The following is a 19411-nucleotide window of genomic DNA, read 5'->3' as shown; positions in this document are numbered from 1 at the left end:
CTCCCGGACAGTTTCGCAGCGATGATTTGAGAGATGAGCAGCCAGCCCCTCCCCCGAAAGCCCCGCCGGCCGAGACCGGCCGATCCCGCAGACGCCAGTGACGGCCCGCTGCTGGACCTTGATCGCTATGTGCCGGCGTTCATCACCTTCATCGGCAACAAGCTGTCGAACAGCGCCACCGCGTTTTACCAGAAGAATTTCGGCGTCAACGTCACCGAGTGGCGGATTATCTCGCAACTGGCGATCGAGCCGGGGATTCCCGCCTCCCGGATCTGCCAGGTGATCGGCTTCGACAAGGGGCCGGTCAGCCGCAACCTCGCGGCATTGCAGAAGCGCGGCCTGCTGACCATCCGTACCGCACCCGATGACGGCCGTACCCATTCGATCACGCTGACCGCGCGCGGCCGCGCCGTCCACGACAAGGTCATCGTCGCGGCGCTGGAGCGCGAGCGGCGGCTGCTGGCGTGCCTGAAAAAGGACGAGCGCGAGGTGCTGATCGAGCTGCTGCGCCGGCTGCACGAGAATCTCGGCGCCGTCACCGGGCAAAGCACGACCTGACGGCGCGGCGGGACCACGGGCGGCGCGCTGCGCCCCCACGGTCTTCGCCCGATTGTCCATGCGTGCCGTTGGCGCCGTGCTGCGCAACATTCTCCTCCCAAACGCGTGGCCGTTGACCGGCCCTGTCCCTATGGGTCCGGAAACTCGCACAGCTTAGTTGCTCTGGCAACTAAAAAGGCAACCGCGTGCAGCGCGGCAAGTGGAAGCAGCGGGGACCTGGCGGGTTGGACGGCTGAAACTTGGATGATCCGTGCCACAAACGCGGTGTCGTCCCGGCCTCCGAGCCGGGACCCATAACCGCAAATGCTGATTATCGCATGTCCGCGGAACAACGAACTTTGTTCACAATATCGGCCGCGGAGTATGGGTCCCCTGCTCCCGTGCGCAATTGCGCACTAGGCAGGGACGACGGCAGTCTACGCGGCGCGCTGCTGGCGCGTCAGATGCACAAATCGCCTCACACGCCCCCGCAGGCAATCGCCTCACCCGACCCGTCGTCCTCCAATACCGCCACTGCTGCGGCGCGGCGCGTCAGCACGGCGCGCTGGTTGATGTAGCCCTTGTCGGTGATCTCCCCGCCGTCGACCGAGGCAGGCTCGGCCAGCAGCAGCGCGCGGGCGGCATGACCGGAGGAATGGCCCCCTTGCGCCTTGAGCCGTGCCAGCCCCTGCCCGATCGCGGAACGGACCGCCGGATGGCCGATCACCTCCCGCGCATCGGCGCTCTCGGGCAGTCCTGCCAGCGAACGGCAGGCGGCGAGGTTCGGGAACACCAGGAAGCGCACCTCGTCGCGGCCATGGCCGGTGACGACGATGTCCTGCGCGAGCGGCGCCAGCGCGGTGATGCCGGCGACGCGCAACGTGCCGACGCTGACCCAGGTGCCGGAATTGAGCTTGAAATCCTCCGCCACGCGGCCGTCGAAGAACAGGCCGAGATCGGGCCGTGCGGGGTCGGCGAAGGTGACGGCGTCGCCGATCTTGTAAAAACCCTCGGCATCGAAGGCCTCAGCGGTCAGCTCGGGCGCCTTCCAGTAGCCCGGCGTGACGTTGGGCCCGCGCACGCGCACCTCCAGCTTGTCGCCCGACGGCACCAGCTTGAGCTCGGTGCCGGGGATCGGCACGCCGATATTGCCGGAGCGTTTGGCCAGGAAGTGGCAATCGGTCGCCAGCGGCGAGGTCTCGGTCGAGCCCCAGGCCGACACCATCGGCAGCCGGCGACCGACCGTCCGCAGCGACAAGTCCTCCAGCGCGTCCCACAGATTCTGCGGCAGCGCCGCGCCGGCATAGAAGGCGAATTTGGTGTCCTCGAAGAATTTTCTGCGCAGTTCCTCGTCGGTGCGCAGCGCCGCGATCAGCATGTCGAAGCCGCGCGGCACGTTGAAATAGACCGTCGGCACCACGCTGCGCAGGTTGGCCAGCGAGGTCGCGAACAGCCCGGGCGCCGGCTTGCCGCCGTCGATATAGAGCGTGCCGCCGTTGCGCAGCACCAGATTGAAATTGTGGTTGGCGCCGAAGGTGTGGCTCCAGGGCAGCCAGTCCAGGATCACCAGATCATCGCGCGACTGCTCCAGGAACGTCCAGGTCTGCGCCTTGGCCTGCTGGCTCGAGGTCAGCATGCGCTGGGTGTTGATCACGGCCTTCGGCGTCCCTGTCGAGCCCGAGGTGAACAGGAATTTTGCGATCGTGTCCGCCGTCACCGCCGCGAACGCCTTCGCGACCCCGGGCGCTTCCGGCGTGGCAGCGACGGTACGGAACGGTAATGCGTCGGCATCGTCGGGATTGCCGCTGACGATGGTTGCGCGATGCAGCGGCTTGATTGCGGCAAGCGCCGCCGCGAACGGCCTTGTGCTCGTGACGTAGATCGCGCCGGGGTCGAGAAGGCTGATCATGCTCTTCAGCTTGTCGAAATCCCGGGACATCAGCGAATAGGCCGGCGAGATCGCGGCCGAGGGCACGCCGACATGCTGCGCGGCGAGCGCGAACAACGCATGATCGATGCCGTTGTCGGAGAGGATGACGAGCGGACGTTCCGTGCTCAGCCCTTGCGCTAGCACCCACGATGCGGCCCGCCGCACGACGCCGAGCGCGTCGCGATAGCTGACGGTGCTCCAGGGCGCCTCGGCGTTGGCGCGCTCGCCGAGAAAGATGCGATCCGGCGCCTGCCGCGCCCAATGCTCCAGCCAGTCGCCGACACAGCGGGCGCCCTGCTTCAGCGGCGTGGTGGAGCGGACCAGGATGCTGCCGTCGTTGCGGCTGACCGCAACGATCGCGGGCGTCGCGAACAGGCTGCCCGGATTGTCTCCGCCGGCGGCGGCCATCGTCATGGTTTCCTCCTCGCCCAAGTCTTGTCACCCAAGTCTTGTCACCCGTGTCTTATCGAGATCGCGCTGCAACATGGTGCGGCGCCGCGGTCCCGGCCGGGCTCTTTAGCCATAATGTTGCGGACATCAATTGTTGTCGTCAACAACAATCTTTCCATCCCGCCTTGGGCGCGCTAGCCTGGGCTCATGGCAGGCCAGCAAAAGACATCGCGCAAGGCGGCAGGAACGGTAGCAGCAATCCGCCGCCCCCGGTCGCACAGAGCAAGTGGCGGGGCGCCCGGCGGCGAGGCCGGCGACGACATCGGCCTCGACGCGCTGGTCGGTCACGCCGGCTATGCGGTGCGGCGCTTCCAGCTCTGGATCTTTCAGGACTTCATCAAGACGCTGGCGGCGGTCGATATCCGTCCAACCCAGTATTCGGTGATGACCGTGATCGGGGCCAATCCGGGCCTCAGCCAGATGGCGGTGGCAAAACGGCTCGGGATCGAGCGCGCGCGGCTGGTGCATCTGCTCGACAGCCTGGAAGACCGCGACTTCGTCAGCCGCGTCCCCTCCGCGACCGACCGCCGCTCCCACGCGCTGCATCTGACCGCGCGCGGCAAGACCGCGCTGGCGCAGTTCAAGCGGCTCGCCGCCGAGCATGAGCGGCATGTCGCCGAGAAGATCGGCAAGGAAAATCGCAAACAGCTGCTGCAGATCCTCGCCTGTTTCACCTGACCTCGCGACGAGATTTCGGCTTGACCGGATTTGCCTTTAAATTGGGCAGATACTCTCTCATAGCGGCCTGCGTCCCTTCCCGACGAGTATTTCAAGCAACTGATATTGTGCAATAATCCGTCTCGCGACGGACGCGGGTGAATTGTACACAATGGCACATTGCTTGCTTCGGTCAGGCTGCGATTCCCTTGCGGATGGCGTCCGACGCCTTCCCGCACACGAGATGAGGCCAAGCACGTGACTGAAACTGTCGCCGCGATCGTCGCCGCGCACCGCGCCGGGACCATGACGCCGACCCAAACCGTGGCGCGCAGCTACCAGCGCATCCGCGAGCACAACGATCCCGCCATCTTCATCAGCCTGCGCGACGAGAAGGATGCGCTTGCCGAGGCCGGGCGGCTCGCCGATCCGACGTTGCCGCTTTACGGCGTGCCGGTCGCGGTGAAGGACAATATCGATGTCACGGGCCTGCCGACCACCGCCGCCTGCCCGGCGTTCTCGTATCTGCCTGAGCAGGATTCCACCGTGGTCGCGAAACTGCGCGCGGCCGGCGCCGTCATCATCGGCAAGACCAATCTCGACCAGTTCGCCACCGGCCTGGTCGGCGTGCGCTCGCCCTACGGCATTCCCAGGAACCCGGTGCGCGGCGATCTGGTGCCGGGCGGATCGAGCTCGGGCTCCGCCGTCGCGGTATCCGCAGGCCTGGTGCCGCTGTCGCTTGGCACCGACACCGCGGGCAGCGGCCGCGTCCCGGCGATGCTCAACAACATCGTCGGGCTCAAGCCGAGCCTCGGGCTGATCTCGACCACCGGCGTCGTGCCGGCCTGCCGCACGCTCGACTGCGTCTCGATCTTCTCGCTCACCGTCGACGACGCGCTGGCCGCGCTCGCCGTGATGTCCGGGCCGGATGACGCCGATCCGTACTCGCGCGACCGGCCGCTGGCCCCGCTGGCGAGCTTTCCGGCCAAACTGAAGCTCGGCATTCCCCAAAGCGGCCAGCTGAAATTCTTCGGCGATCATGAGGCCGAGAAGGCCTATGGCAAGGCGTGCAAGCGCTGGCAGGCGCTCGGCGCCGATCTCGTCGAGTTCGACCTCGCGCCGTTCTACGAGACCGCGCGGCTGCTCTATGAGGGACCGTGGGTTGCGGAGCGCTATCTCGTGATCCGCGACCTGCTCGCGTCGTCGCCCGAGGCGGTCCATCCGGTGACGCGCGAGATCACCGTCGGCGGATCGCGTCCGACTGCCGCCGATACTTTTTCTGCGCTGTACCGCCTCGAGGCGCTGCGCCGCATTGCAGAGCGCAGCCTTGCGCAACTCGATGCCATCGTGTTGCCGACCGCCCCGACCGTCTATTCCACCGCTGACGTGCTCGCCAATCCGATCGAGCTGAACTCGCGGCTCGGCACCTACACCAATTTCGTCAACCTGCTCGACATGTGCGGCCTGGCGCTGCCGGCAGCGATGCGGCCCGACGGCGCGCCGTTCGGCATCACGCTGCTGGCGCCCGCCGGGCGCGACGCCCAGCTTGCCGGCATCGGCCGTATCTTCCATGCCGACACCGAACTTACCCTCGGCGCCAATTCACTTCCGCAGCCGCCGCTCACCGCCACACCGACGCAGGCCGGCTCCGACGACATCACCATCGCGGTGGTCGGCGCACACCTCTCCGGCATGGCACTGAACCACGAGTTCACGACGCTCGATGCGCACCTGCTGGAAGAGGCGGTCACCGCACCGGACTACAGGCTCTACGCACTCGACACCACGCCGCCGAAGCCCGGCATGCTGCGCATCGAGGCCGGTGCCGGCGCATCGATCAAGCTCGAACTGTGGGCGATGTCACCGGCAGCATTCGGAAAGTTCGTCGCCGCGATCCCGCCGCCGCTGTCGATCGGCACGATCAGGCTCGCCGACGGCCGGCAGGCCAAGGGCTTCATCGTCGAGCCGGCCGCGATCCAGGGCGCGACCGATATTTCTGCCTATGGCGGCTGGCGGGCGTTCATGGCGGAGAGGGCGAAAGCCTAGCCGTTCCGGCGGCGCACTCCCTCGCCCCGCTCTCTCGCAGGGGTGTCCGGGGAAATTCAGGCATAGCGGAGCTCCATCTGGTCAGGTGAGATGGTTGATTTCCGACGGCTGGGGTTGATGGGCGGAGGTTTGTCGATGGCAGCGAGGGATCGACGCGTGAGCAGGAGCTGGCCGACGAGTTCGGCGAACCTGAGCGGGAGCATTTTGATGCAGTTGGTGTGAGCGGCGATGCGCAGCAGCAGGTAGGCAATCATCGCAGCGAGCACCTGAAGGCGGATCGCGTTGTCGTTGGCGCCGAGGAACTTGCGAATATCGAGATGCTGCTTGATCCAGCGGAACAGCAGCTCGATTTGCCATCGGCTCTTGTAGAGGGCGGCGATCTCGACGGCGCTACGGGCAAGGTCGTTGGTCAGGAGTGTGATCTTGCCGCCTTTCTCGCGTCTGATCTTGATGCGGCGGAGCGGGATTGGAAGGCGCGAATCGCCCTTGCTGGTGAGCTTCACCTCGTCATCGGCAAGGATTTCGAAGCCATCCCCGTTACGCTTGCGGATGGCGCGATGCCTGAGCGAGCGAAGACGGATGCTCGTCTTCGCCCGGGTAACGAAGAAAGCCTTGCTATCATTGATCTTCTGCCACCAGTCGAAACGGCAATAGCCCTTGTCAAACACATAGGTGGTGGCGGGCTGGATTGGGGTCTGTCGGCCGATCTCGATGTCATTGACGTTCGCGGCCGTCATCTCGACGCAGGTCGGGACATCGCTCCTTGGGTCGTAGACGACATGCAGCTTCATGCCGCGGATGCGGCCGTTCCACGTCGCCCAACTGCAGACCTTGCCGAGCGGGATCGGACTGGCGTCGATCAGACGCACCATCTCCATGCCTTCACTCCGCAGCTGGCGACGCGCCATCGCCGACAGCGCCGCAAAGGTTTGCGCGAAAATGCCGATCGGACGGCGGGCATTGGCATCGGACAACGTCGAGCGCGACAGCTTGCCGGTTCCCAAGTGATAGTGATGCTGCGAATTGGCGTTGAAGCCAGTCACCACCCCGCGCAGACTGCTGTTGCCGCTAAGCTGGGCATAGATCAGCGCCACCAGATGATCCCAGCTCCTGAACGACTTGTCGTAGGCATCCCCGTCCAGACGATCCACAACCGTCTGAAACTGCCGTCGATTGATCGGTTCAAGCAGCCTTCCAAAAATGCTACCGCGATATCGCATGCTCGGCCCTCTGTGTCTCGACAACCAGAAAAGACCGATTTGCCTCGGTCCTGCCGAGCATGCACCGCGACACAGTGAATCATTCCCCGGACACCCCTGCGCTCTCTCGGGGGAGAGCTAAGGAGAAGCTACACCGACACCGCGTAGGTCTCGTACTCCCCGCGCACCTGCTCGATATGGGCGCGCATCGCCGCGGCGGCGCCTGTCTTGTCGCCGCGCATGATGGCGACGACGACGCGGTCGTGCTCGGCGTGGGATTTTGCCAGACGGCCGAGGTTGCGGAACTGGGCGCGGCGGAACGGCTGCACGCGCACCCGCGTCGCCAAGGTGATCTCGGCGATGTAGGCGTTCTGCGAGCCTGCATAGATCGCGTTGTGGAAGCGCTCATTGACCTCATGGAAGCGCTCGGGATTGCCGGTGTAGCTCAGCACCCGCAACTCCTCGTGGATCGCTTCCAGCGCGTGGCGCTCCGCCGCCGTCATCCGCTCGGCGGCGAGGCCGGCACAGATCGCCTCCAGCTCGGCCATCGCCTCGAACATGCCGGTGAGCCGTTCAAGCGAGGGCCGCGCCACCACGGCGCCGCGATGCGCTCGGGCATCGATCAGGCCGCTGGCGGCAAGCTGCCGCAGCGCTTCGCGCACCGGGGTGCGCGAGACGTTGAAGCGCCGCGCAAGGTCGGTTTCATCGAGCCCGGCCCCCGGCGGCAGCGTGCCACGCACGATCTCGTCGGCGAGTTGCAGCCGCAGCTCTTCGGCACGGGTGACCTTGTCGACCAGCGACGACGGCCGATCGATGCGGCGCACCGTCATCTCGGATTCTGCGCCCTGCGGCAGATCTTCCAGGCTCATCCTCAAGCGCCCTTCAAGCACCTTTGGGTTCGTCGATGACGCTGACATGGGCGGCGACGATTCTCCAGCCCTCGGGGAAGCGAATCCACGTCTGCATCTGCCGCCCCACTCTACCCGGCGCGCTGTCCCGGTAGAACAGCGTCGAGGCGATCGCGGTGTCGCGGCCATAGGTCGTGATCACGGTCCGCTCGATCTTGCGCATCAGCCCGACCGGCGAGCGTCCTGCGCGAAACGCCATGATCTCGGCATAGCCATAGAGGTTCTCGCCAATGCCGTAACGCAGCGTCCGGCGGTCGTCGCGGAACAGCTCGTCGAGCACCGCAACATCGTTCGAGACCAGCGCTTTCTCATATCGCTGGAACTGCGCGGTGACCTCGGCGACGACGTCGGGAATATCGATATCCATGTTAGATCCCTCTCGGCGCCGGCGCGGCCGCAACGCCCATCTGTTCCAGCGCGTAGGCGACCCGCAGTGCGACGTCCTCGCGCCAGGGCGCCGCGATGATCTGCACGCCGATCGGCATCGGTTCAAGCGGTACCGGCACGGCGACCACCGGCAGGCCGATGAAGGAGATCGGCTGGGTGTGGATACCGATATTGGCGCGCACCGGAAGCTCGACGCCGTCGAGCGTGAAATTGGCCTGGCCGATCTTCGGCGCGGTGCACGGCGTCGCCGGCGCCAGGATCACGTCGACCGACTGGAACAGCTCCAGCACCCTGGCGCGATACCAGCGGCGGAATTTCTGCGCCTTGTCGACATAGACCGCCGGGATCATCGCGCCCGCAATGAGACGGTCGCGCACCGCCGGATCGAAATCGTTGGGACGCTTGCGCAGGTGATCGAGATGCAGCGCGGCACCCTCGGTCGTGGTGATGATGTAGGCCGCGGCACGGGCGCGCGCCGCTTCGGGAAGCTCCACGGTCCGCGTGGCACCGAGCGCCTTCGCGACGCGCGCGACCGCCTCTGCCGCCTCCGGAAACAGGTTCTGCTGGAAATAGCCGCCGGCGATCGCAACCCGCAGCCCGCCAATATCATTGGCAAGCAACGGCACGGTCGGCTCGACCGACTGCACGATGCAGGCCGGATCATCGGCGTCAGGTCCCTGCATGGCGTCATAGGCGAGCGCGAGATCCTTCACGCTGCGCGCCAGCGGGCCGAGATGATCGAGGCTGGCGACGAACGGATAGGACCGCGCGCGCGACAGCCTGCCGTAGGTCGGCTTCAAGCCGAACGTGCCGCAGAACGACGACGGCACGCGGATCGAGCCGTTGGTATCGGAGCCGAGCGCTATCGGCACCAGCGCGCCGCCGACGGCGCTGCCGGAGCCGCCGGAGGAGCCGCCGGTCATCCGCGCCGGATCATGCGGATTGCGCGACGGGCCGTCATGCACGTTCTCGCCGGTGAAGTCGTAGGCGTATTCGCCCATGTTGAGCGCGCCGACCAGCACCGCACCGGCCGCTTCCATCCGCTCGATCAGCGTCGCGTCGCGCGGCGACGCCGGCAGGTCGCGGTTGATCTTCGAGCCGGCGCGGGTCGGAAGACCCTGCACATCGAACAGGTTCTTCACCGCGAAGGGCACGCCGGCGAGCGGGCCGACCGGCTGACCGGCCGCGATCGCGGCATCGACCGCGCTGGCCCTGGCACGCGCGCGATCGGCGGTGACGTCGGTGAAGGCATTGAGGACCTTGTCATGCGCCGCGATCCGCGCGAGCGCAGCCTCGGTCGCCGAAAGAGCCGTGATCTTGCGGCTCGATACGGCCTGCGCGATCTCGGCGGCCGACATGGAAGCGGGAGTTTCGGACATCGCGATCTCAGGTCGAATAGACGGCGGCCGACACGACGTCGTCCGGCAGCGGGAAGTCATCGACCAGCCGCGCCAGCCGCAGCGAGACGTCGAGATTGGCGCGCACCGCGGGACGCCAGGCGTCCTCCAGCGGCAACGCCATCGCGCGGGCGACGGCGTTCATATAGTCGTCGAGATGATCGGTCATTTCGCTCCCAATAACGATTTTGCGCATGATCTCCGCGCAAACGCATTCTGCGTTTGTCGCGAGGAAAACCGGTCCCCACTTTTCCGGATCATGCGTCAAGACACCGGCAGCGGCGGATGCGGGATCGCCGTCAGCAGCTCCCTTGTATAGGCATCCTGCGGATTGCCCAAGACGTGTTCGGATGTGCCCTGCTCCACGATGCGACCGGCGCGCATCACGATGACGCGATCACACAGCAGGCGCACGACGTTGAGGTCGTGCGACACGAACAAATAGCTCATGCCCATCGACTGCTTGAGGTCCTGCAGCAAATTGAGCACCACCGCCTGCACCGAAACATCAAGTGCCGCGGTCGGCTCGTCGAGGATGACGAGCTTCGGGTGCAGCGCGATGGCACGCGCGATGCCGACGCGGGCCTTCTGGCCGCCGGAGAGCTGGTGCGGGAAGCGGTCCAACAGATTGACCGGCAGGCCGACCAGCAGCGCGAGCTCCTCACAGCGGGCGCGGAGCGCGTCGCGCCCGCTGATGTCACCCAGCTGCATGATCGGATCCGCGATGGCGCGCGCCGCGGTGAAGCGCGGATTGAGGCTGTCGGTCGGATCCTGAAACACCATCTGGATCTGGCTGCGCCGCGGCAGACGCGCGAAGGACTGCGGCGCGATGCCGCCGATGTCCTCGCCATCGAACATGATGCGGCCGGAGGTCTGGTCCAGCAGCCGCATCACCATCATCGACGTCGTCGACTTGCCGCAGCCGGATTCGCCGACCAGCCCGACGCTCTCGCCATCGTCGATCGAGAAGCTGATGCCGTCGACCGCACGGAAGGTCTCCTCCTCGACCGGCGGCTTGCGCCCGAACAGCTTTGCCAGCATCCCGCCCGCGCCCTGGCGCGGGTATTCCTTGACGAGCTTTTCGACTGATAGGAGAGGCTCCATCCGCCCCCTCTCCCCGTTCTTTACGGGGAGAGGGTTGGGGTGAGGGGCCGCATCCGCAGGCACGGCCCGTGGAGGGTCCCCCTCACCCGCCACGCTCTGGCGCGCGAGTGCGCTGCCGAGCGTGTCGGCCTCTCCCCGCACGCGGGGAGAGGCAAGCGAATCCTCCTCCGGCAACAGATTCCGAAGCGACACCCCGAGCCGCGGCGTCGCGCGCATCAGCTTCCGTGTGTAGGCATGCCGGGGCGCGGCGAAGATGTCGGCCGAGACAGCGGTCTCGACCACGCGGCCCTTCTCCATCACCACGACGCGGTCGCAATAGGCGGCGGCGAGGCCGAGATCATGCGTGATCAGGATCGTCGACATCGCCCGGCGCCGGGTCAGCTCGACGATCAGGTCCATCACTGCCTTCTGGGTGGTGACGTCGAGCCCGGTGGTCGGCTCGTCGGCGATCAGAAGCTGCGGATTGCAGGCCAGCGCCAGCGCGATGACGACGCGCTGGCACATGCCGCCGGACAGCTCGAACGGATAGGCATGATAGCGCTCGCGTGCGCGCGCGATCTTGACCTGCTCCAGCGCCTCGATCGCCTTCTCGCCGCGATCAGTGACCTGCGCCTGCTGCACATGCTGGCGCAGCACGTCCTCGATCTGGTGCCCGACCTTGCGGATCGGATTGAGCGCCGCGCGCGGATTCTGGAAGATCATCGAGACTTCGCGGCCGCGCAGATCGCGCATCTGGCTCTCCGAGGCCGACTTGACGTCGATGCCGGAGAACATCACCGAGCCCTCGGCGATCCGGCCGGCGCGATCGAGGATGCGCATCACGGCATAGGAGGTTACCGACTTGCCGGAGCCGGACTCGCCGACGATGCCGACAGTCTCACCCTTGCCGACCGATATGTTGACGTGCTGCACCGCCTTGACGATGCCGCGGCGGGTGGTGAACTCGACCGTGAGGTCGCTGACGTCGAGCAGCGGCTGGGCGGTCATGCGCACCTCTCCTCACAGGGTGCGTCATCCAAAAATCCGCAAAACAACCCCATGCAAAGCAGCAAAGCGGTAGCATGACACCGCATCGGGATCATCATCACGTCCTCCGCTGCGGATCGACGATGTCGCGCAGGCCGTCGCCGAGCAGGTTGAAGCAGAACACCGCGATCATCAGCGCCAGGCCCGGGAACAGCGCGATCCACCACTCGCCCGACACCATGAAGCCTGCGCCCTCGGCGACCATGATGCCCCACTCCGCGGTCGGCGGCCGGACGCCGAGCCCGATGAAGGACAGGCCCGCGGCGTTGAGGATCGCATAGCCCATGGTCAGCGACATCTGCACGATCATGATCGGCATGATGTTGGGCAGGATGTGCCCGAGCAGAATGCGGTACTCGCCGTTGCCGGAGAGCCGCGCCGCCTGCACGAAGCCGGCATTGCGGCGCACATTGGCCTCGGCGCGTGCGACACGGGCATAGAGCGGGAAGTTCACGATCGCGGTGGCGATGATGATGTTCTGCACGGTGTTGCCGAGCGCCGCGACGATGCCCATCGCCAGCACGAACAGCGGAAACGCCATGATGGTGTCGGCGATGCGGCCGACGATGCGGTCGGTCCAGCCGCCGAAATAGCCGGCGGCGATGCCGGCCAGCCCGCCCATCAGGAACACCAGCACGACGGAGGCGACCGCGATGAAGGTGTCGAGCCGCGTCGCGACGATGACGCGGCTGAAGATGTCGCGGCCGAGCTGATCGGTGCCGAACCAGTGCGCGGCCGACGGCGGCTTCAATGCAGCCGCGGTGTCGGAGGCGAGCGGGTCGTACGGCACCACGTAGGGCCCGAACAGCGCGGCAAACAGGATCAGGACCAGCAGCGCGAAGGCAAAGCCGGTGACCTTGTTTTCGCTCAAGACGTAGCGGGTCTGCTCAAAAGCAGCGGCAAGCCCCGACGTGCGGGCGGGTCCTGCGGGTTCGACGGTTGGAGCTACGGTGCTCATGCTCTAGCCCTCCAGCCTGACGCGGGGATCGATCACGCCGTAGAGGATGTCGATCACCAGATTGAGCAGCACGTACATGACCGCCATGGTCAGCACGAAGCCCTGCACCGGCGCGAAGTCGGATGCGATCAGCGCCTCGACCGCGTAGGAGCCGATGCCGGGCCAGGCGAACACCTTTTCCACCAGCACATTGGCGCCCAACAGGAACGAGAACACCATGCTGAGCGTGGTGATGACCGGCAGCATCGCGTTGCGGAAGGCGTAAGTGACGATCACCTTGCCGGGCGACAAGCCGCTGGCGCGCGCGGTACGGACGAAGTCGGACGCCAGCACCGCCAGCATCGAGGCGCGCGTCATCCGCGCGATCGGCGCCAGCGAGAAGATCGCGAGCGTCACCGCCGGCAGGATCAATTGGCTGAGCGCAGAACGAAACGCCTCGAAGTCCCGCGCGATCAGCGTGTCGATGAGATAGAAGCCCGTGACCGTCGGCGGCGCGCTAGCGAACACGTCGAGCCGGCCGAGCGGCGCCGGCGACCAGCCGAGCCGGAAATAGAACAGATAGACCAGCACGAGCCCGGTGAAGAACACCGGCAGAGACACGCCGGCCGTGGTGGTGACGCGGCAGAGATGGTCGATCCAGGAGCCCGGCCGCGTCGCCGCCAGCACGCCGAGCGGGATCGCGATCACGATGGAGACGACAAGGCCGAGCAAGGTAAGCTCGGCCGACGCCGGCAGACGGTTGCGCAGCTCGGCCGCCACCGGCTGGCCGGTGGTGAGCGACGTGCCGAGATCGCCACGGGCGAGATCGTTGGTGTAGCGGACGAACTGCTCGATCAGCGGCTTGTCGAAGCCGAGCTTCTTCCGGATCTGGTCGACCGCCTCCTTGGTGGCCGCGGGGCCAGCAAAATACGCCGCGGGATCGCCCGGCAGCGCGCGCGTCAAAAGGAACGTCACGATCACGACCCCGATCAGCGACGGGATCGCGAACAGCAGCCGCTTGCCGATCATCGCAAGCATGAGCGCCTCACCCCTTCGCCATCGCGCGATAATCGAGGCGGCGGTGGAACCAGTATTGGTAGCCCGTCACGTTCTTCTGCATCGCGACGTTGACGAAGGGCTGATAGAGCGGGATGCGCGGGATGTCGGCGAAGGCGAGATCGACGAAACCCTTGACGTCGGCGTCGTAGGCCGCGGTGTCACCATTCGCGGCGGCAATGCGTGCGCCGTCGATGAGCTTGTCCATCTCGGGCGATTTGTAGCTCATCGTGTTGAAGATCGAATTGTTGCCGTGGTAGCACCAGTAGAAGAAGTACTCGGGGTAATCGAGCCAGCCCGAGAACACGTTGGTGAACAGCGGCATTTCCTTCTTGGTGAGCTCGGTGCGCCAATTGGCGCCGGGCACCTTGTTGATCGTGGTCTTGATGCCGAGCTGCGCCAGACTCTCCTGCACCAGCACGCAAAGCGGCTCGTTGACACCTGCGAAATTCAGGTCGAACGAGATCGTGGTCTCGAAACCGTTGGCGTAGCCGGCCTCCGCGAGCAGCGCCTTGGCCTTCTCCATGTCGGTGAAATACTTGGTCGGCTGCGGCCAGGCGACCTCGGTCGGCTTGTCCTTGGCCGCGCCGAACATCGGGTTGGCGAGACCGAACAGCACCGCATCCATGATCTTCTGATACGGCATCGCGTAGGCCATCGCCTGCCGCACCTTGGGATTGTCGAACGGCGGCTTGGTCACGTTCATGCCGATATACTGGATGCCGTTGGAGAACGGCAGCGACACCACGTTGAGCTTGCCGTTCGCCTTCATCTCCTGGAAATCCTTGAACGGCAGCTCGTAGGAGATGTCGGCGTCACCGCGCTCGAGCAGCGCACGGCGGTTGCCGGCCTGCGGCACCATGCGCCAGATCACGCGCTTGATCTTCGGCAACGGGCCGCAGACCCACTCGTCGTTGCGCTCCATGACGACTTCGGTGCCGGCGGTCCACTTGGTCACCTTGTAGGCGCCGGAGCCCGCGGTCTGCTGCTTGGTGAATTCGAGGCCCCACGGATCCTTCTCGCTGGCGTTCTTCTTCACGAGCTCGGAATTGACGACGCAGGGCACGATCACAGCGAGGTCGGGGATCGTCAGCTTGTCCTTCTTCAGGAAGTCGACGCGCACCGTATAATCATCGACGACCACGAACTGCTCGGGCTTGGTCAGCGAGCCCGCGCTCATCTGGAAGGTCGGAAAGCCGCCGACAGAGACGGCACGATCGAGCGACCATTTGACGTCCTTCGCCGTGACAGGCGTGCCGTCATGGAATTTGGCGTTCTTGCGCAGCTTGAAAGTGACCGACATGTCGCCGATCTTGAAGTCCTCGGCGAGCTCGGGCTTGAACTTGTCGCGGTCGTAATAAGGCACGCCGCCCGGACCGCTCTTCATCTCGTGGCTGATCAGCCGGTCGTAGCAATTCCACGACACCTCGTAGCCCGGCACGTTGGTGCCGACGCCGTGGATATCGAGATTGTTGGGGCCGCCTTCGGAGACGATCAGCAGCGTCTCGGAGCGCACATCGGCTTTGGCCGACGACCAGATCGCGGGCGCGGTCGGCGCCAAGGCGCCCGCTGCCAGTCCGGACACCGATTTGAGGAAGTCGCGACGCTTCATGTGATGCTCCAACGCCTTGGGAAACGGCCCTGGAACTCAGATCGCAAGGATTGTGCCAACCCTTAACGAAATCTTATGTCCTGCTAATGCCTTGCCGGAGCGAGGTAAAACGTCGGCCGGTATCCCGGTCGGGCAAAATCTCAGATCGCCAATTGCATACAAAGACAGGCCGTATGCTCAATAGATGAGCATGAAACGGCTTCTGCTTGCTTTGTGGCCGGCAATAGAGGCCGCGCGCTGAAGCGCGCTAATCCGGCCAGATCAGCTCCTGCAATTGCACGAAGTCGTCGACCCGGTCCGGCCAGCCGTCGATGCAGATGTGCCGGAGCGGATCGCTGGCAGAGTGCAGCATCAAGAGCGCCATCAGCCGCCGCTTCAGGGGGAACGTCACCTCAGTGCGCGAGATGCCGAAGCCGTCGAACAGGTTGCGCACCCGGCGCGGATGCCCGGCGGCCATGAAGGCGCTGGGACCGAGCAGGTCATACTCGCCCCACCCCGTCCGGACGTCGCCGAAGTCGAACAGGCCGGCGACGTGCCAGCCGTCGGCCCGGCGCCCGAGCAGAAAGTTCTCCGGAATGTATTCGCCGGTCAGGATCACCGGCGGCGCGTTCATCGGGATCAACTCAGTGGCGTCACGCAGGAGATCGTTGAGCGAGGTGAGCAATTTCGCCGGCAAGCCGAGCCGCTGGTGCCGCGCCCGGCACTGCGCGATCTGCCCGCGCATGAAGGCCTCCCAGCGCGGCTCGATCGCGCGCAGGCTGCCGGGCGGCACGCGCTGCACCTCGGCGATCACGGCCCCGATCTCGGCGAGCACGCGCTCGCGCTCGGCTTCCGACAGCGATGGCCACACCTCCGAGCCGACGGTGCCGGACAGGCGGGTGATGACGAGATAGGGCCAGCCGTCACGCTCGCCCTGCACGACAAGATCGGGAATCGGAATGCCGAGCCGTCCGCGCAACTCGGCAAGCGCGCCGCGCTCGGACACGAATTGCGGGCGCAGAAACGGCGGGAAGAGTTTGAGGATCAGGCCATCGTCCAGCCCGACAACCAGATTAGTGCCGGTCGAGAACACATGCGGCGCGACGCACGACAGCCCGTGGCCATCAGCAATATCGCGCGCGACCGGCAACCAGCGCGACGTGTCGCTGCGCCAGGCGCGGTAGCTGTCGTAGTTGGTGAGGAGTGGAAGGGATATCATTTCAAGGAATCTCGTAGCCCAATCTATCCTCGTCACCCCGCGCAAGGCTTGTTCAACTGTCGTCCCTGCCTGGTGCGCAATTGCGCACGGGAGCAGGGACCCATACTCCGCGGCGGATGTTGTGAAAGGGACCCGTCGTTGCAGTGGCGCGCAACTAAGAGCTTCGGTGGTTATGGGTCCCTGCTTTCGCAGGGACGACACTGAATCTGTTGCGCAGTCACGGAGTCTTGTAGCCCGGATGAAGCGCAGCGCAATCCTGGATTCTGTGCCGCCTGAAAGACCGGCCCCGGATTTCGCTTCGCTTCATCCGGGCTACACAGCCGTCTTCTCCTTCCCCCTGAAAGGGGGAAGGTCGGGATGGGGGTCTGCCACAGGCGATGGTGTTTGCGGTGAGAGAAGATCCCCACCCGCTTTGCTCTAGCGAGCAAAGCGACCTCCCCCTTTTCAAGGGGAGGTAAGACAACGCATAACCCCTCACCGGTCCGGATTGGCGCGCTCGAACTGGCGCAAGAGGCGGTTGCCGCGCTCGACGGCGTTGTCCATCGCGGCTTGCGCCGATCGCTTGCCGGCGAACACCTGCTCGAGCTCCTCCTCGATCACGTCGCGGATCAGGACGAACGAGCCGAGGCGGATGCCCTTCGAATTGTCGGTCGGCGGCTTCAGCGTCACCTCCTCGATCGAGATCGAGGCGCCGGGATTGCGATCGTAGAAACCCTGCGCGCGAGTCAGATCGAATGCGGCGCGGGTGATCGGCAGGTAGCCCGTGTTCTGGTGCCAGGTGGCCTGCACCTCCGGCCGCGACAGATAGGCGAAGAACTTCGCCACGCCGGCATATTCGGCGCGCGGCCGGTCGCGCAGCACCCACAGCGTCGCGCCGCCGATGATCGAGTTCTGCGGCGCGCCCTGCACGTCTGGTTCGTACGGCATCATGCCGTAGCCGACCTCGAATTTGGAATTGGCCTTGATGTCGGCGCGCGTGCCCGACGAGCCGATGAAGATGCCGCACTCCCCTTTCTGGAAGCGCGGCTCGGCCGCCTGCCCGCGGCCGCTGTAGTCGAAGGTCTTGTCGGCCTGCCACTGCGCGAGCTGCGCGATGTGGCGAACCACCAGCGGATTGTTGAAGATCAGCTGGGCGTCGAGCCCGGAAAACCCGTTGGCCTTGGTCGCGATCGGCAGATTGTGGAAGGCGGAGAAATTCTCGACATTGATCCAGGACGGCCACGACGTGGTTAGGCCGCACATCGCGCCCGCCGCGCGCAGCCGCTTGGCCGCGACGCCGAGCTCCGGCCAGGTCCTCGGCGGCACACTCGGATCGAGCCCGGCGGACCGGAACATATCCTTGTTGTAGTAGAGGATCGGCGTCGAGGCATTGAACGGGAACGACAGCATGTTGCCGTCGACATCGGCATAGTAGCCGGCCACCGCGGGCAGATAGGCCGACGGCGCGAACGCCTCGGACTGATCGCGCATCAGCTCGAACACCGGATAAATCGCGCCGCGGGCCGCCATCATGGTTGCGGTCGCGATCTCGTTGACCTGAACGATCGCCGGCTGGCTGCGCGATCGGAAGGCGAAGATCGCCGCGGTGACGGTCTCGGTATAGTTGCCCTTGTAGGCGGGCACGATCCGGTAGTCGGATTGCGAGGCGTTGAAATCGGCGGCAAGCTTCTCGAGCTGCTTGCCGAGCTCGCCCGACATCGCGTGCCACCACATGATCTCGGTGGCCGCCCGCGCCGGCGACACAAGCAGAAGAGCCGCGACGACGAGGTACAGGAGCTTCAAAGCGAACTTCACGACGAGCCGTTCCCGGATGCCAACACGCCCTCATAAGGCGCTACAACCGCAGATTCAACCGACACCGCAGGTTGCACCGCGGATTTAACGTTTGGCCGATGGCGAACCAGCGCCATTCTGCTAAAAATGCGTTGAACCTTTTCTTCCCGCCCAGGACACAATTCACAAGGGGAATAGTAGCCTGTGTACCGCCGCGCCGGCCTTTCGCGGATAACGATGCTTGCCGTCGCGCTGTCATGGGCAGCGGTCCCGGCGAGCGCTTTCGCGCGCGAATTCCGGACCGCCGATACCCAGAATGAGGACTATCCGACCGCCCAGGCGCTGAATTACATGGACCGCCTGATCGCTGAACGCACCGCCGGCCGGCACCGCATCGTGGTCTTCCATTCCCGCCAGCTCGGTGAGGAGAAGGAGACGCTGGAGCAGACCCGGGCCGGCGCCATCGATTTGAACCGGACCAATGTCGCGCTGATCGGGACAATGGTGCCGTCGGCCAACGTGCTGGCAATGCCGTTCCTGTTTCGATCGCCCGAACACCTGCAAACCGTGCTGGATGGACCGATCGGCAGCGAGATCCTGAACAGTCTCGGGGATCACGGCTTCGTCGGGCTGGCCTTCTACGATTCCGGCGCCCGCTCGATCTATAACAGCGTGCGCCCGGTGCGTTCGCTCGACGACCTCAAGGGACTGCGGGTGCGCGTGCAGCAATCCGAACGGATGTCGGACATGGTGCGCGCGCTCGGCGCCCAGCCGGTCCAGATGCCCTACGGCCAGGTGCTGACCGGATTCGCCACCGGGCTGATCGACGGCGCCGAGAACAACTGGGCGTCCTTCGTCACCACCGGTCACTACAAATATGCCGGCTACTACACGCTGACCCGGCACACTTTCAGTCCGGACGTGCTGCTGATGTCGCAAAAGGCCTGGGCCAGCCTTTCGCCGGAGGAGCAGACGATCTTCCGCGAGGCCGCGCAACGCTCCAGCGCCTACATGCGCGAGAGATGGCGCGAGCTCGAGGAGCGTTCGCGCAAGCAGGCGGAGCTGGCCGGCGTCAAGATCGTGACCGACATCGACCGCAAGCCGTTCGAAGCCGCAATGGCCGGCATCTACGCCAGGGCCGAGCGCGATCCTGCGATATCAGCGCTGATCGAACGCATCCGCAACATGGAGTAA

The 19411-nt window shown here is 65.5% G+C and carries 16 protein-coding genes; 4 read left to right on the top strand and 12 right to left on the bottom strand.

Going from position 1 to position 19411, the window contains the following annotated elements:
- Window positions 1-33: 33 nt before the first annotated feature.
- Window positions 34-558: a MarR family winged helix-turn-helix transcriptional regulator gene (locus tag ACVIYL_RS12350; RefSeq protein WP_076831045.1), complete on the top strand. Its 525-nt coding sequence runs from the start codon at window positions 34-36 to the stop codon at window positions 556-558.
- Between the two features lie 457 nt (window positions 559-1015).
- On the opposite strand, the gene ACVIYL_RS12345 is transcribed toward ACVIYL_RS12350, so the two are convergent.
- Window positions 1016-2881, bottom strand: coding sequence for a feruloyl-CoA synthase (locus ACVIYL_RS12345; RefSeq protein WP_456778670.1), 1866 nt, complete (start codon window positions 2879-2881; stop codon window positions 1016-1018).
- Between the two features lie 183 nt (window positions 2882-3064).
- Between ACVIYL_RS12345 and ACVIYL_RS12340 the strand changes: the two genes are divergently transcribed.
- Together ACVIYL_RS12340 and atzF are read left to right on the top strand one after the other, a co-directional pair.
- The gene (locus ACVIYL_RS12340; RefSeq protein WP_456778669.1) at window positions 3065-3595 is read left to right on the top strand and encodes a MarR family winged helix-turn-helix transcriptional regulator; all 531 of its coding nucleotides are present in this window, start codon (window positions 3065-3067) and stop codon (window positions 3593-3595) included.
- A 237-nt stretch (window positions 3596-3832) separates the two neighbouring features.
- Window positions 3833-5620, top strand: a complete 1788-nt coding sequence (atzF, locus tag ACVIYL_RS12335) for an allophanate hydrolase (RefSeq protein ID WP_456778668.1) — start codon at window positions 3833-3835, stop codon at window positions 5618-5620.
- Between the two features lie 56 nt (window positions 5621-5676).
- Here the strand turns inward: atzF and ACVIYL_RS12330 are convergent, their stop codons facing one another.
- The 11 genes from ACVIYL_RS12330 to ugpB all read right to left on the bottom strand — a co-directional run bounded on the left by ACVIYL_RS12330 (window position 5677) and on the right by ugpB (window position 18238).
- Complete coding sequence (locus tag ACVIYL_RS12330) at window positions 5677-6840, bottom strand: IS4 family transposase (protein ID WP_057015126.1); 1164 nt, start codon at window positions 6838-6840, stop codon at window positions 5677-5679.
- A 128-nt stretch (window positions 6841-6968) separates the two neighbouring features.
- The gene (locus ACVIYL_RS12325; RefSeq protein ID WP_057019483.1) at window positions 6969-7688 is read right to left on the bottom strand and encodes a GntR family transcriptional regulator; all 720 of its coding nucleotides are present in this window, start codon (window positions 7686-7688) and stop codon (window positions 6969-6971) included.
- Window positions 7689-7701: 13 nt separating this feature from the next.
- The gene (gene hpxZ / locus ACVIYL_RS12320; protein WP_411784487.1) at window positions 7702-8094 is read right to left on the bottom strand and encodes an oxalurate catabolism protein HpxZ; all 393 of its coding nucleotides are present in this window, start codon (window positions 8092-8094) and stop codon (window positions 7702-7704) included.
- A 1-nt stretch (window position 8095) separates the two neighbouring features.
- Complete coding sequence (locus ACVIYL_RS12315) at window positions 8096-9493, bottom strand: AtzE family amidohydrolase (RefSeq protein WP_456778667.1); 1398 nt, start codon at window positions 9491-9493, stop codon at window positions 8096-8098.
- A 7-nt stretch (window positions 9494-9500) separates the two neighbouring features.
- On the bottom strand, window positions 9501-9680 hold the full coding sequence (locus ACVIYL_RS12310) for a DUF4089 domain-containing protein (protein ID WP_018269566.1): 180 nt from the start codon (window positions 9678-9680) through the stop codon (window positions 9501-9503).
- Between the two features lie 95 nt (window positions 9681-9775).
- Window positions 9776-11602 carry a dipeptide ABC transporter ATP-binding protein gene (locus ACVIYL_RS12305; RefSeq protein ID WP_456778666.1) on the bottom strand — a complete coding sequence of 609 codons (1827 nt, stop codon included), beginning with the start codon at window positions 11600-11602 and terminating at the stop codon, window positions 9776-9778.
- Window positions 11603-11699: 97 nt separating this feature from the next.
- Window positions 11700-12599 (bottom strand): ABC transporter permease, encoded by a 900-nt coding sequence (locus ACVIYL_RS12300; RefSeq protein WP_253588692.1) that lies wholly within the window; start codon window positions 12597-12599, stop codon window positions 11700-11702.
- 3 nt (window positions 12600-12602) lie between these two features.
- Window positions 12603-13616, bottom strand: coding sequence for an ABC transporter permease (locus ACVIYL_RS12295; RefSeq protein WP_456778665.1), 1014 nt, complete (start codon window positions 13614-13616; stop codon window positions 12603-12605).
- A gap of 7 nt (window positions 13617-13623) precedes the next feature.
- A complete protein-coding gene (locus ACVIYL_RS12290; protein ID WP_456778664.1) occupies window positions 13624-15246 on the bottom strand; it encodes an ABC transporter substrate-binding protein in 1623 nt (540 codons plus the stop codon).
- Between the two features lie 247 nt (window positions 15247-15493).
- A complete protein-coding gene (locus tag ACVIYL_RS12285; protein ID WP_456778663.1) occupies window positions 15494-16444 on the bottom strand; it encodes an aminoglycoside phosphotransferase family protein in 951 nt (316 codons plus the stop codon).
- A 474-nt stretch (window positions 16445-16918) separates the two neighbouring features.
- Complete coding sequence (gene ugpB / locus ACVIYL_RS12280) at window positions 16919-18238, bottom strand: sn-glycerol-3-phosphate ABC transporter substrate-binding protein UgpB (protein ID WP_309145007.1); 1320 nt, start codon at window positions 18236-18238, stop codon at window positions 16919-16921.
- A gap of 216 nt (window positions 18239-18454) precedes the next feature.
- Here ugpB and ACVIYL_RS12275 point away from each other — a divergent pair, with 216 nt between their 5' ends.
- The gene (locus ACVIYL_RS12275; RefSeq protein WP_456778662.1) at window positions 18455-19411 is read left to right on the top strand and encodes a TRAP transporter substrate-binding protein; all 957 of its coding nucleotides are present in this window, start codon (window positions 18455-18457) and stop codon (window positions 19409-19411) included.

The organism is Bradyrhizobium sp. USDA 3315 (assembly GCF_054056795.1).
This window is presented reverse-complemented; position numbering and strand designations above follow the sequence as displayed.

Coding starts and splice junctions, on each gene's coding strand:
- ACVIYL_RS12350 (WP_076831045.1), top strand. CDS start 34: ATGAGCAGCCAGCCCCTCCCCCGAAAGCCCCGCCGGCCGAGACCGGCC.
- ACVIYL_RS12345 (WP_456778670.1), bottom strand. CDS start 2,881: ATGACGATGGCCGCCGCCGGCGGAGACAATCCGGGCAGCCTGTTCGCG.
- ACVIYL_RS12340 (WP_456778669.1), top strand. CDS start 3,065: ATGGCAGGCCAGCAAAAGACATCGCGCAAGGCGGCAGGAACGGTAGCA.
- ACVIYL_RS12330 (WP_057015126.1), bottom strand. CDS start 6,840: ATGCGATATCGCGGTAGCATTTTTGGAAGGCTGCTTGAACCGATCAAT.
- ACVIYL_RS12325 (WP_057019483.1), bottom strand. CDS start 7,688: ATGAGCCTGGAAGATCTGCCGCAGGGCGCAGAATCCGAGATGACGGTG.
- hpxZ (WP_411784487.1), bottom strand. CDS start 8,094: ATGGATATCGATATTCCCGACGTCGTCGCCGAGGTCACCGCGCAGTTC.
- ACVIYL_RS12315 (WP_456778667.1), bottom strand. CDS start 9,493: ATGTCCGAAACTCCCGCTTCCATGTCGGCCGCCGAGATCGCGCAGGCC.
- ACVIYL_RS12310 (WP_018269566.1), bottom strand. CDS start 9,680: ATGACCGATCATCTCGACGACTATATGAACGCCGTCGCCCGCGCGATG.
- ACVIYL_RS12305 (WP_456778666.1), bottom strand. CDS start 11,602: ATGACCGCCCAGCCGCTGCTCGACGTCAGCGACCTCACGGTCGAGTTC.
- ACVIYL_RS12300 (WP_253588692.1), bottom strand. CDS start 12,599: ATGAGCACCGTAGCTCCAACCGTCGAACCCGCAGGACCCGCCCGCACG.
- ACVIYL_RS12295 (WP_456778665.1), bottom strand. CDS start 13,616: ATGCTTGCGATGATCGGCAAGCGGCTGCTGTTCGCGATCCCGTCGCTG.
- ACVIYL_RS12290 (WP_456778664.1), bottom strand. CDS start 15,246: ATGAAGCGTCGCGACTTCCTCAAATCGGTGTCCGGACTGGCAGCGGGC.
- ACVIYL_RS12285 (WP_456778663.1), bottom strand. CDS start 16,444: ATGATATCCCTTCCACTCCTCACCAACTACGACAGCTACCGCGCCTGG.
- ACVIYL_RS12275 (WP_456778662.1), top strand. CDS start 18,455: ATGCTTGCCGTCGCGCTGTCATGGGCAGCGGTCCCGGCGAGCGCTTTC.